Annotated in this window: 12 protein-coding genes; 5 read left to right on the forward strand and 7 right to left on the reverse strand. The window is 66.0% G+C overall.

Features of this window, described 5'->3' with window-relative positions; all coding sequences use genetic code 11:
• The first annotated feature begins 36 nt into the window (after positions 1-36).
• Complete coding sequence (gene ppc / locus AC0KVN_RS11125; RefSeq protein ID WP_169861953.1) at positions 37-2,739, forward strand: phosphoenolpyruvate carboxylase; 2,703 nt, start codon at positions 37-39, stop codon at positions 2,737-2,739.
• Positions 2,740-2,920: 181 nt separating this feature from the next.
• Here the strand turns inward: ppc and AC0KVN_RS11130 are convergent, their stop codons facing one another.
• Entirely contained in the window at positions 2,921-3,835 is a 915-nt protein-coding gene (locus AC0KVN_RS11130; RefSeq protein WP_435566973.1) for a bifunctional helix-turn-helix transcriptional regulator/GNAT family N-acetyltransferase, read from the reverse strand.
• A 163-nt stretch (positions 3,836-3,998) separates the two neighbouring features.
• Positions 3,999-4,553, reverse strand: a complete 555-nt coding sequence (locus tag AC0KVN_RS11135; RefSeq protein ID WP_214866204.1) for an outer membrane protein — start codon at positions 4,551-4,553, stop codon at positions 3,999-4,001.
• A gap of 315 nt (positions 4,554-4,868) precedes the next feature.
• Here AC0KVN_RS11135 and AC0KVN_RS11140 point away from each other — a divergent pair, with 315 nt between their 5' ends.
• Positions 4,869-5,591: a peptidase gene (locus AC0KVN_RS11140; protein ID WP_435566974.1), complete on the forward strand. Its 723-nt coding sequence runs from the start codon at positions 4,869-4,871 to the stop codon at positions 5,589-5,591.
• Between the two features lie 14 nt (positions 5,592-5,605).
• Positions 5,606-6,292, forward strand: coding sequence for a hypothetical protein (locus tag AC0KVN_RS11145; protein WP_435566975.1), 687 nt, complete (start codon positions 5,606-5,608; stop codon positions 6,290-6,292).
• An 87-nt stretch (positions 6,293-6,379) separates the two neighbouring features.
• On the opposite strand, the gene AC0KVN_RS11150 is transcribed toward AC0KVN_RS11145, so the two are convergent.
• A complete protein-coding gene (locus AC0KVN_RS11150) occupies positions 6,380-6,832 on the reverse strand; it encodes a peptidylprolyl isomerase (RefSeq protein ID WP_037508415.1) in 453 nt (150 codons plus the stop codon).
• Between the two features lie 183 nt (positions 6,833-7,015).
• Between AC0KVN_RS11150 and mgtE the strand changes: the two genes are divergently transcribed.
• Together mgtE and AC0KVN_RS11160 are read left to right on the forward strand one after the other, a co-directional pair.
• Positions 7,016-8,467 (forward strand): magnesium transporter, encoded by a 1,452-nt coding sequence (mgtE, locus tag AC0KVN_RS11155; protein ID WP_483656111.1) that lies wholly within the window; start codon positions 7,016-7,018, stop codon positions 8,465-8,467.
• Positions 8,468-8,490: 23 nt separating this feature from the next.
• A complete protein-coding gene (locus AC0KVN_RS11160) occupies positions 8,491-8,889 on the forward strand; it encodes a DUF1489 family protein (protein ID WP_007710206.1) in 399 nt (132 codons plus the stop codon).
• Between the two features lie 19 nt (positions 8,890-8,908).
• Here AC0KVN_RS11160 and AC0KVN_RS11165 read toward each other — a convergent pair whose 3' ends face one another.
• The 4 genes from AC0KVN_RS11165 to AC0KVN_RS11180 all read right to left on the reverse strand — a co-directional run bounded on the left by AC0KVN_RS11165 (position 8,909) and on the right by AC0KVN_RS11180 (position 12,598).
• Entirely contained in the window at positions 8,909-10,225 is a 1,317-nt protein-coding gene (locus AC0KVN_RS11165) for a metal-dependent hydrolase family protein (protein WP_483656112.1), read from the reverse strand.
• 67 nt (positions 10,226-10,292) lie between these two features.
• Entirely contained in the window at positions 10,293-11,699 is a 1,407-nt protein-coding gene (locus tag AC0KVN_RS11170; RefSeq protein ID WP_435566977.1) for a UdgX family uracil-DNA binding protein, read from the reverse strand.
• A gap of 10 nt (positions 11,700-11,709) precedes the next feature.
• Positions 11,710-12,180 carry a hemerythrin domain-containing protein gene (locus tag AC0KVN_RS11175; protein ID WP_017500069.1) on the reverse strand — a complete coding sequence of 157 codons (471 nt, stop codon included), beginning with the start codon at positions 12,178-12,180 and terminating at the stop codon, positions 11,710-11,712.
• A gap of 61 nt (positions 12,181-12,241) precedes the next feature.
• Positions 12,242-12,598 carry a hypothetical protein gene (locus AC0KVN_RS11180; RefSeq protein ID WP_010339604.1) on the reverse strand — a complete coding sequence of 119 codons (357 nt, stop codon included), beginning with the start codon at positions 12,596-12,598 and terminating at the stop codon, positions 12,242-12,244.
• Positions 12,599-12,679: the final 81 nt, after the last annotated feature.

A 12,679-nucleotide genomic window follows, 5' to 3' on the forward strand; every position in this document is an offset into this window, starting at 1 on the left:
GACCATCGCATTGTTGCGATGCAGCATCGATCCATCATGGAGAGCATAAACCCCGCCCAATCCGCGCCTGCGATCACGCAGAATCCCGACATCCGTTATCTGGGACGCCTGCTGGGCGATGTCATTCGGGCCTATGGCGGGGAGAAACTCTACAAGCAGACCGAATATATCCGCTCCGCCTCGGTCGATCGCGCGCGCGGGCTGCAGGGCGCCGACCTGACCGACACGGGCCTGGATGCCCTCAATCTCGACGACACGCTCAACTTCACCCGCGGCTTCATGCTGTTCTCGATGCTCGCCAATCTGGCCGAGGATCGGCAGGGCGTGGCGGCGGAACCGGGTGCCGATGTCGCGTCGGCGGTGGCCAAGCTCGAATCGCATGGCATCGGCAAGGATGCGGTGCTGGAATTGCTGTCGCACAGCCTGATCGTGCCGGTGCTGACCGCCCACCCGACCGAGGTGCGGCGCAAGAGCATGATCGATCACAAGAATCGCATCGCCGACCTGATGCAGCTCAAGGATGCCGGACGGACCGAGACGGATGATGGCGAGAATCTGGACGAGGCGATCTTCCGCCAGATCGCGCTGCTGTGGCAGACGCGCCCGCTGCGCCGCGAAAAGCTGTTCGTGCAGGACGAGATCGACAATGTCCTGACCTATTTCCGCGACATCTTCCTGCCGACGCTGCCGGCGCTCTATGGCCGGTGGGAACGGGTGCTGGGCGCGCGGCCGCACAGCTTCCTGCGGGTCGGCAACTGGATCGGCGGCGACCGCGACGGCAACCCGTTCGTCCAGGCGCCGCAGCTGCGATCGGCGCTGGGCCGCGGCTGCGAGGCGGCGCTGGCCTATTATATGGAATCGATCCATGCGCTGGGCGCGGAACTGTCGGTCTCGACCGAACTCGCCCATGTGCCCGAAGCGGTGCTGGCGCTGGCGGAGGCGAGCGGCGACGCGTCGCCCAGTCGGCAGGACGAACCCTATCGCCGGGCCATTTCGGGCATCTATGCGCGGCTGGCGACCACCTATGTCCATCTGGTCGGCAAGGCGCCGCCGCGCCCGTCGGCACTGAAGGGCGAGCCTTACGCCGCGCCGGGCGATTTCCGCCGCGATCTCGTCACCGTGGCGCAGGGGCTGGCGAGCGAGGGCGATGGCGCGCTGTCGACCGGGGGGGCGCTCGGCCGGCTGATCCGCGCGGTCGAGACATTCGGCTTCCATCTCGCGACGCTCGACATGCGGCAGAATAGCGACGTGCATCAGCGCGTGGTCGCCGAACTGCTGAAGGTCGCCGGGGTCGAGGCGGATTATGCCGGGCTGGACGAGTTTGCCCGTATCGCCCTGTTGCGCAGGGAACTGGCGACCAACCGGCCGCTCGGCACGCGCTTTTCGGAATATTCCGAAGAGACGGCGTCGGAGCTGGCGATCGTCCATGCCGCGGCCGAGGCGCACCGCACCTATGGGCCGCAGTGCATCACCCATTATATAATTTCCAAGGCCGAAAGCGTGTCCGACATGCTGGAGGTCAATATCCTGCTGAAGGAGGCGGGCCTGTGGCGCGCGCCGGAAAATGGCGACCCGGCCAAGGCGGCGATCATGTCGATCCCGCTGTTCGAGACGATCGGCGACCTTGAGGCCGCGCCCAAGATCATGACCGCCTATTTCGGCCTGCCCGAAATTGCCGGGGTGGTGCAGGCGCGCGGCCATCAGGAAGTGATGATCGGCTATTCCGACAGTAACAAGGACGGCGGCTACATCACCTCGACCTGGAGCCTGTATAAGGCGAGCCAGGCGCTGGAGCCGGTCTTCGCCGAGGCCGGGGCGGCGATGCAGCTGTTCCACGGTCGTGGCGGCGCGGTCGGGCGCGGCGGCGGCTCCGCCTTCAAGGCGATCCAGGCGCAGCCGCGCGGCAGCGTGCAGGGGCGCATCCGCATCACCGAACAGGGCGAGGTGATCGCCGCCAAGTTCGGCACGCGCGACGTGGCTATGACCAATCTGGAAGCGATGACCAGCGCAACCCTGCTCGCCAGCCTGGAACCCGAGGGCGTGTCGGCGAAGGATGCCGCCCGCTTTGCCGCGGCGATGGATGAACTGTCGAAGAATGCCTTCACCGCCTATCGCGACCTGGTTTACGGCACCGAGGGGTTCAAGGAATTCTTCCGCCAGCTCACCCCGATCCAGGAAATCTCCGGCCTCAAGATCGGGTCGCGTCCGGCGAGCCGGACCAAGAGCACCGCGATCGAGGATTTGCGCGCCATTCCCTGGGTGTTCAGCTGGGCGCAGGCGCGGGTGATGCTGCCGGGCTGGTATGGTTTCGGCCATGCGATCGCCGCGTTCGAGGACAAGGCGCTGCTGGCCGACATGGCGCAGCATTGGTCGTTCCTGCAGTCGGCGCTGGCCAATCTGGAAATGGTGCTGGCGAAGTCGGACCTGGGCATTGCGGCGCGATATTTGCCGCTGGTCGAGGACCAGGCCAAGGCGGAAACGCTGTTCGGGCGTATCCGCGAAGGCTGGTCGCTGACCCATGACGGGCTGCTGGCGGCCACCGGCCAGTCGCGCCTGCTGGAACGGAGCCCGACGACCGAGACGTCGATCCGGCTGCGGCTTCCCTATATCGAACCGCTCAATCTGCTGCAGGTCGAACTGCTCAAGCGCTATCGCGCCGGCGAGGATGATGCCCGGATCAAGGAAGGCATCGAACTGTCGATCAACGCGATCGCGACCGCGCTGCGCAACAGCGGTTGAACTGGAATGCTACGGAGCGGGTTGGGAATGGCCGACCCGCTCTGTAGGATTTGCCGCGCTTAACTTCGCACATTTCCCGCACATTTTGATCGTATCGATCAATTGTGGGAAATCATGTTGCGAGCGGCCAACCGGTCCATCCCTCCTTATAGCATCGCCCCGCTGGGTAGGACAGGCGCGGTCAGGGAAGGAGGGTGACGCGCCAGGTCTCGCCCTCGATCGGGTCGCCGAAGACGGTGTGGACGTCGCTCGATACGCAGACGAAGCCATGCCGGGCATAGATGCGGCGCGCGGGTTCCAATATCTTGTGCGTCCAGAGCGTGACGGCGCGATAGCCCTTGTCGCGGGCGAATTGCAGGCAGGTGGCGACCAGCGCGTCGCCGATACCGCGCCGCCGCGCAAAGGGCTCGACATGGAGCAGGCGCAGCCGGGCGAGGCCGTCGCCCTCGTCGGTCAGGAATATCGCACCGGCCATGACGCCGTCGATCTCCGCGATCCAGCATTGTTCCCGGTCGGGCTTGAAGTCGCGCAGGAAGGCGGCGACGGTTTCGGCCTCCAGCGTTTCGAGCGGCCGGCCCCAGCCATGGCTGGCGGCATAGAGGATCGACTGGCGGGTGACGACCTGGCTGACCTCGCCGGTGCGGAAGGGGCGAATGGTGAAGGGGCCGCCGCTGGCGGGATCGAGCAACAGCCGGGCGCGGGTGAGCGCCTGGAGCAGATCCTGCTGCTCGACGCAGTCGAGCCGGCCCAGATCCTGGGCGACGACGGCGCGCTGGCGGCTGTCGATCTGGTCGAAGGCGGCGCGGCCGGCGGTGGTGAGGCGGATCGGCCGGGCGCGGGCATCGGCCGCTTCCTGGTCGCGGACGATCCAATCCTTCTTCTCGAAACGGGCGATCATGCGGCTGAGATAGCCGCGATCCAGGTCCAGTTCGGCCTGGAGCGTGCTGGCCAGCACCGGTTCCAGCCGGGCGATTTCGAACAGCAGCCGCGCCTCGGGCAGGTTGGCGTCACTGTCGAGGAAGCGCGCGTCGATCGCCCCCACATGGCGGGTGAAGAAGCGGTTGAAGGTGCGGATGGTTGCAATGGCCTGTTCCATGCCGACGCTTCAGCATGGATTGTTGACGGAGTCAACTATATTGGAACAGGCGAATGCGGGACGGCCGCAGTCCATGGCCGTCCCGCACCCCAGATCCCTTTATGGAAAGGGATGAAGGCTGGGCGGGTGGGCCGATCAATGACCGGCCCGCCCGTTGATGCGATCAATATTTGACGACGACGCCGGCCATCGGGCGGATCGAATGGAAATTGCCGGTGGTGTCGGCCTGGACACGCAGGCGGACATTGCTGCGCTCGGCCGAGCTGCCAAGGTCGGCGGGCGACAGTTCGAGGCCCGCGCCATAGGTCATGCCATGATAGTCGCGGCTATCCTTGCCCAGCGCGTCGAAATTGGTCCACTGATAGCCGACCTTGCCGAAGAACATGCTGTCCTTGCCGGCCTTCACGCCGACGCGGCCGGCCGCGCCATATTCCCAGTCGATGTCGCCGCTGACGCCCTTGGACACGGTGCCTTCGACGCCCAGCACGAGCGGGCCGGCAACATTATAGTTCACGCCCGCGACGCCTTCGACCATGCGGCCCTTGTAGCCGACGGGGGGAATGCCCTCCTTGCTGGTCTCGCTGTCATAATTATGCACGCCCGCCATCACGCCGACATAGGGTTCGATGCGGCGGGTGGAGCTGCTGTCGTCCTGCGCCATGGCGGCGGCAGGCAACAGGGTGGCGGCAGCAACTGCCGTGAAAAGCAGTGTCTTCATGGGGGTGACCCTTTATCTGTTTCTGAAAATTAGGCCGGGGTGTGGACCCGCCGGCATGTCCCGTGCGCTGCAAGCGTCTGCGAGGACATGGGGCATCAATGGTCGGGGCCGGCGGAAGGTTTCCTGAACGAAATGCGAAATATTGCCCGAGCCATGATTATGTGTTGGAAACGACACGGTTTCTGTCAGGGGGATGAACGAAAGTCGCTTTTTCTGAACCGCAGATAAATGCCCGATCTTGAACCGCTTTTCATTCACCACCAATTCAACCGCGCGGCGTTAACCGGGGTCATGAAGCATATGAGGAGACAGGCAATGACGCGGACCGGATCACGATTCCTGGCTGCGCTTGGTCTCGCGAGCGCGATGGCCCTGGGGGGCTGCGCCTATGATGACGGCTATGGCTATGGCGGCGTGAGCGTCGGCACCGGCTATTATGGCGGTGGCGGCTATTATGGCGACGGCTATTATGGCTCTTATGGCTATGCGCCGGGCGGCTATGGCGGCTGGTACAATGACTATTATTATCCGGGACGCGGCTATTATGTCTATGACCGCGCCGGTGCGCGGCACCGCTGGAATGACAGCCAGCGCCGCTACTGGGAAGCGCGTCGCAAGGACCGGCCGGGCAATGGTCGGCCCGGTGACGGCAGGCCCGGTTATGGGCGACCCGGTGATGGACGTCCGGGCGATGGGCGGCCGGGCTGGGATCGTCCGGGTGACGGGCGCCCCGATGGCAATCGACCGGGGGACGGACGCCCTGGCGGTCGCCCCGGCTGGAATGGCGGCGATGGTCGGCCCAATGACGGCAATTGGAGCCGTCCGCGCCCGCCGCGCGGCAATGACACGCCCGGCCGCGGGCGTCCCGGTGCCAGCGGCGGCGACCAGCGCTATGTGCCGCAGCCCGGCCAGCGCCCGCCCCAGGCGAGCCGCCCGCCGCGCGACATGGGCGGCAGCGCCCGTCCGGCGCCGCGCATGCGGTCGGACGCCGGGACAAGGGGCGGCGGCCGCGAACCGGTTCGGACCCGTCCTCAATAATGCGGGAGACGTTCATGAGGGGGATGACCGGCGCTGCATTGTTGCTGGGCCTGGTGAGTCTGACTGCCTGTGATGGGCGGGAGGAAAGTGCGATCGACAATCTGGCCAATGGCGCCAATGCCAGCCAGGTCGAAAATAATGTCCGGGCCGAGGCGCAGGCGCTGATGGAGCCGCTGGCGCCGCCGGCGCCCGGCACGCCCGGTGGCCTGCCGGTCGAACCGGCGCCGGCCGAGGAAGGCGCGATCGACCCCGACAGCGCGCAGGGCGCGGCCCAGGTGGTGCAGGGCTATTATGGCCTGCTGGAGGAAAAGCGCTTCAGCGATGCGCAGGATCTGTGGAACGACAAGAGCGCGATCGGCGCGCAGGATGATGCGCATTTCGCCGCGCGCTTCCGTGGCTTCAGCGAGATTCATGCCAATATCGGCAGCCCGGCCGAGATCGAGGGCGCGGCGGGATCGAGCTTCGTGACGGTGCCGGTGCAGGTCTATGGCCGGCTGAAGGCGAACGGCAAGCCCTGGTATCGGTTGCGCCAGGTGGTGTTGCGCCGGGTCGATGCGATGCCGGGCGCGAGCGAGGCGGATCGGCGCTGGCATATCGAATCGATCGGCGCCTATGTCGCGCCGCCGGCGGACGAGGCGGACAATGCGACCCAGACCGCGCAGCTGATTTCCGCGACCGACGGCCTGGCCCGGAAACACTGACACCGGCGCGGCGGGGCCGCACCGGTGTCGGGGCTTGGCCTGCCGCCATGCCCATGAGGGCTGGCGGCGGCCTTGACGGCGTATCGCTTAGGCGACGGTCGCCTTGACGATCTTGCCCGGCGTCTTGGGCGGCTCGCCCTTGGGCAGCGCGTCGACATGTTCCATGCCCGAGGTGACTTCGCCCCAGACGGTATACTGCCCGTCGAGGAAGGTGGCGTCGTCGAAGCAGATGAAGAACTGGCTGTTGGCGCTGTTCGGGTTCATCGCGCGGGCCATCGAGCACACGCCGCGGACATGCGGTTCGCGGCTGAATTCGGCCTTGATGTCGGGCAGCTTGGAACCGCCCATGCCGGTGCCGGTCGGATCGCCGCCCTGCGCCATGAAGCCGGGGATGACGCGGTGGAAGACCACGCCGTCATAGAAGCCGTCCTTGGCAAGGCTGGTGATGCGTTCGACATGGCCGGGCGCCAGATCGGGGCGCAGCTTGATCACGACGTCGCCGCCGCTGTCGAGGGAAAGGGTAAGGGTTTCGTCGGCCATGAAAGATCCTCTCATTGGGGAAGGCGTTGATCGCCTCATATAGAGGCTTGGGATGGGGATGGAAGCGGCTGTTTGGCAAAGCCTGTCCCATCTGTTGCCAAAGCGCGTCCAACCCCATTGCAATTATATTGTGCATCGGCGAAAGCATCGAAATGTTACAGGAACCGGACAGTTGCGCGCGCCATGACCGAACGTGGCGATTTGGCCGAGCCGCGGCCGCACGAGGAACTTGCTGACGAGAGTCTGATCTCGGCTGGTGTGGAGCAGGCCGAGTCGAGCCTGGACGAGGATGACCGGCTGAAGCCCGAATTCCTGTCCGCCGTGCTGGATGCGGTGGACGAAGGCGATATCGACCATGCGCGCGAGCTGGTTTCGCCGTTGCACCCCGCCGACATTGCCGACCTTCTGGAACTGACGCCCGCCGAGCAGCGTGGCGAAGTGGCGGCCGCGCTGGGCGATCTGGTCGGCGCGGAGGTTCTGTCCGAACTCAACGACTATGTGCGCGACGACCTGATCGGCGCGCTGGCGCCCGAGCAGGTCGCCGAATTCGCCTCCGAACTCGATACCGACGACGCCGTCGCGATCATCGAGGACATGGAGGAGGCCGACCAGCAGGCGGTGCTGGAGGCGATGGAGCCGGAAGATCGCGCCGCGATCGAGTCCGCGCTGTCCTATCCCGAAGAATCCGCCGGCCGCATGATGCAGCGCGACCTGGTCGCGGTGCCCGAGCATATGACGGTCGGCCAGGTGATCGACTATCTGCGCGACAATGGCGACCTGACCCGCGATTTCTGGGAAATCTTCGTTGTCGATGAAGGGCATAAGCCGATCGGCACCTGTCAGCTCAGCTGGGTGCTGACCTGTCCGCGCGGCATCGCCATGGCCGACCTGATGAAGCGCGAGCAGACGCTGATTCCGGTCGACATGGACCAGGAAGAAGTGGCGCTGCGCTTCCAGAAATATGCGCTGATTTCCGCCGCGGTGGTCGATGGCAGCGGCCGGCTGGTCGGCATGATCACGGTCGACGACATCGTCCACATCATTTCCGAGGAAGCGGGCGAGGATATTCTCCGCCTGTCGGGTGCGGGCGAAGGCGACATCAACGAGCCGGTGATGGACAGCTATCGCGCGCGCGTGCGCTGGCTGCTGACCAATTTGCTGACGGCGCTGGTGGCGTCCACCATCATCGGCATTTTCGAGAATACGATCGAGAAGATGGTGGCGCTGGCCACGCTGATGCCGATCGTCGCGGGGGTGGGCGGCAATGCCGGCAGCCAGACCATGGCGGTGACGGTGCGCGCGCTGGCCACCAACCAGATTACCGGGTCCAACGCCCGCCGTACCATCTTGCGCGAAATTCGCGTGGCATTGCTCAACGGCTGCACCGTGGCGCTGGTGCTGGGGCTGGGCGTGGGGCTGGTGTTCCACAATGTCGCGCTGGGCGGCGTGATTGCCGCGGCGATGATGACCAATATCGTGACCGCCGGGCTGGCGGGCGCGGCGGTGCCGCTGGCGTTCGACCGGATGAACCTCGACCCGGCGGTGGCATCCTCCATCTTCGTCACCATGATCACGGATTCGATGGGCTTCTTCGCTTTTCTGGGGCTGGCGACGGCGGCGGGATTGACCGGCTGAACCGCCGCCCCATCTAGACGACAATGCCGCTGCACCTGACCAAGATCGCCTTCCAGAGCGAAAGCCCCGCGACCCTCAAGGCCTGGCTGGAAAGCCATGCGGACGAGGCGCGCCTGACCACCCGTTACCTGCCCAAGCGGCTGGAGGAGATGGACGGCGGGTCGCTCTACTGGATTCACGGCCATGCGCTGGTCGGCCGCAGCCCGATCCTGGGATTTCAGGAGACCGGGCAGGGGCGCTACTGGATCCGGCTGGCACCGCGGCTGATCCCGGTGCGGACGGCGCCCAAGCGCGCGCATCAGGGCTGGCGCTATCTGGAGGACAAGGATGCGCCGCCCGATTTGGGCGGGGGCGAGGCGGACGATCTGGAAGCGATGCCGCCTGCCATGCTGAACGAACTGGCGCGGCTGGGGCTGGTCTGACGCCAGCCCCAGGCGAGGTTCAGATCATCGGCTTGCCATCGGCCTTCACCACGGCGCCGCCCTTCATCACGAAGCCGACCTTTTCGAGCTGGCGGACATCGGCCAGCGGATCGCCGTCGACCGCGATCAGGTCGGCATAGCGACCGGCCTGCAGCGTGCCGACATCGGCGCTGCCCAGCAGGTCGGCGGCATTGGCGGTGGCGGCCTTGATCGCCTCCATCGCGGGCATGCCCGCGCGCACCATCAGCGCGAATTCCTGGGCATTTTCGCCATGGTCGGACAGGCCGAACGTGTCGGTACCGAAAGCGATCTTGACCCCGGCGGCATAGGCATCGCGCAGATTCTTCTGCAGCAGCGGGCCGATCACCAGCGCCTTTTCGGCGGTCGAGGGATTGAGCTGTTCGGGATGTTCCTTGGCGCGCTGATAGACGCGCTCGCCCACCAGCATGGTCGGCACCAGATAGGCGCCATATTGCTTGAAGATCTTGTAGCTGCCGGCGTCGGCATAGGAACCATGCTCGATCGAATCGACGCCCAGCGCGATCGTATGGTCGATCGCCTCCTTGCCATGGGCATGGGCCGCGACCTTCATGCCAAGGCTATGGGCGGTATCGATCACCGCCTTGATCTCCTCGTCGGTCATCAACTGATGCTTGGGATCGTCGCCGATCGACATGACCCCGCCCGAGGGCATGATCTTGATGAGGTCGGCGCCCTCGCGCTTGAGCCTGCGCACGGCGATGCGGGCGGCTTCCGGGCTGTCGATCACATTGTCGCTGATGTGCGGAATGTCGGCAAATTCGACGCGCAGGCCATTGACCGCGTCGCCATGGCCGCCGGTCGGGCCGAGCGGCGTGCCCGCCACCCACAGGCGCGGGCCGGGGATGACGGCGCCGTCGATCGATTTCTTGAGCGCGACGATGACCTGCGTATCGGCGCCGCAGTCGCGGACCGAGGCGAAGCCGGCGAGCAGCGTGTTGCGCACGAAGCCGGTCGCCTCGATCGCGTCCTCATAGGCGCTGCGCGTCACCGCGTTGCGGATCGGGTCGCCGCTGTGCCAGCCGGCGGTGATATGGTCATGCGTGTCGATCAGGCCCGGCAGCACGGTCTTGGCCGACAGGTCGATCACCTCGGCGCCGGCGGGCGTGACGAAGCCCGACTGGATCGCGGTGATGCGATCGTCATGGATCAGGATCGACACTTTCTCGCGCGCGGCAGCGCCGGTGCCGTCGATCATCCGTCCGGCATGGACCACGACATCCTTGGCCATTACGGCCGGCGCGGACATCGCGACCATGCTGCATGCGGCCAGCGCCGCTGCCTTCCCCCAGATCATGTAACCCCCTGTTTAATTTGATGGCGGCAGCGTCGCGCGCAGCGGGCCGGCCGTCAACGAATTTATGTCAGGCGCGGATGGCAAGCCGTTCGCCGACCATCCGCAGATCGGCGACGAAGCGGGCCTGTTCCTGCGCCTGACGATCGGGGTCGGGCAGGCGCAGCAGATAGCTGGGATGGACGGTGATCCAGGCTTCGGTGCCGTCATCGAGCGGGATCGGCCGGCCGCGCATCGCGCCGATCGTCACCGGCTTGCCCATCAGGGCGCGGGCCGCGGTTGCGCCCAGGGCGACGATGATGCGCGGGCGGATCAGGTCCAGTTCCTGCTCCAGCCACCAGCGACAGGCCCTGATCTCCGGCACGTCAGGAGTCTGGTGCAGGCGGCGCTTGCCGCGCTGTTCATATTTGAAATGCTTGACGGCGTTGGTGACATAGGCGCGCGCGCGATCCACGCCGGCCTCCGCCAGCGCCGTGTCGAACAATTGCCCGGCGGGACCGACAAAGGGCCGGCCGGCCAGATCCTCCTGATCGCCCGGCTGTTCGCCGATGAAGAGCAAAGATGCGTCGAGCGGACCTTCGCCGAACACGGTCTGCGTGGCTGGCCCGTGCAGCGGGCAGCGGGTGCAGGCCATCGCCTCGTTGCGCAGCGCCTGCCAGGCGGCGCGGCTATTGCCGGTGCGCGCCGCGGGGCGGGGAGCGGTGGCGATCATCGCCGCCTCGCGCGCCTGGGCGCCGGCGACCAGATCGGGGATAAGGGCGGCTTCGGGCAGGTTGCGCCAATATTTGCGTGGCATTTCCGACAGCATCGCCCCGGTCTTTAAGCGGGCCGGGTTGAAGATGGCGGCATAATAGCCCTTCCACACATCTTCGACCGGATCCTCGGCCGGGGCGTCGCCGCGTTGCGCGCCCGGTCCCTCGGTCAGTGTTTCGCCATCCCAGTGGATGCTGACCTCCGGCGTCAGGATCGACCAGCGCATTGAGGCGAAGCGGCGGGTGAAGAAGCCGGCATTGGCGCGGACGATATGATGGTCGGGCTCGAACCAGGCGATGAAGCGCGGGCCGTCGCCTTCATCCAGTTCGCGGAAGCGGACGAAGGCGCGCATCTTGTGGATATCGCGCCGCACCGCCTTGGCCAGATCCTCGACCCGGCGCAGCAGCGGATCGGCGCGATCCTCCATCCGGCCGGGCACCGCGCGCACCGCCAGCAACAGGCTGTAGAGCAGGGCGAAGCGGGCGGGGTCGCGATGAAGGATCGCGCTTTGCGCCAGTTCGACAAAGGCGCGCGGCACGGAAAAGGCCGCATCCGCCGGAGCCGGGGGCAGGGGCGTCGCGTCACTGCCGAACAGGTCTGGCGTGGCGCTGCCCGCGACATCCCAGAGAATGGCGTCGGCGGGAATGGCGGCCAGGGCCAGCGCGCGGGCCGCGTCGCGCCAGCCCTCAAAATCGTCCGGCCCCGCCAGCGTCACCCGATGCATGGCTGTCCGGTCAGTCCTCCGCCTCGGCACGGGCCAGTTCGGCGGGCTTGCGGCGCGCGAACAGCTTCGCCAGCTTTTCCTCCTCGGCGGCGCTCAGTTCCTTGGCGGCGTCGGGGAACATCTCTTCCTCTTCCTCCTCGATATGGTGGAGGTAGCGCTTCTTGAGCTGGTCGAAGGTGCGGCGCCAAGCATCGCCATTGAATTTCAGGCCATCCAGCTCCTCCAGGAAATCATCGATTTCCTTATGTTCGGACACGCTGTGCTGCGCGTCCTCGCGCAGGTCGGGTTGAGCCAGCATGGTGGCGTAGAGCGTCTCTTCCTCGGCGGCGGCATGGGCCGTCACCTCGACCTTGAACTGGTCGAACAGCTTTTCCAGCCGGTCGTCATCCTTTTCGCGCGTCGCCTCCGCCATCTTGTCGAACAGCTGGCGATGGGCGTCATGATCCTGTTTCAGGCGATCGAAAATGCTGGCCTTGGCCATGGGCAATCCTCCTTCATGCGATGAAGGGGGAAACGACAGCCCGGTAAAAAGGGTCCGGCGCTTAGCCGAACAGCGCGTGGAAGATGATCGCGACCGGAACCCAGAGCAGTGCGCCCAGCAGGCTGGTGCCCCAGAGCTGCAGCAGGTCGCGGCGGAAGCGCAGGCGCAGACCGGCATGGGACAGGCCGCTATGGTCGAGCATCTGCCAGCGATGTTCGAGCGCGCGGGCCGCGATGGCGAAACCGCCGATCGCGATGATGACGCCAAGGTGCAGGACCAGCGAGCCGCCCATCTTGGCGACGATGAAGATCTGAAGCAGGCAGAAGACGACAAGGGCGGCCGCAAGATGCGTGCTGATGCGCTTGGCAAAGCCTGCGCCCTGCCGCTCCATGGCCTGATTGTCGAAAAGTGTCGCCAAAGTCCCGATCCCCTTGCTGATCGTGTTACAAGAGTTTCATGAACCGTGCTTGCGATCAACCGCAAAATTGCCTCGCTTCCC

The organism is Sphingobium sp. SG1 (assembly GCF_057063145.1).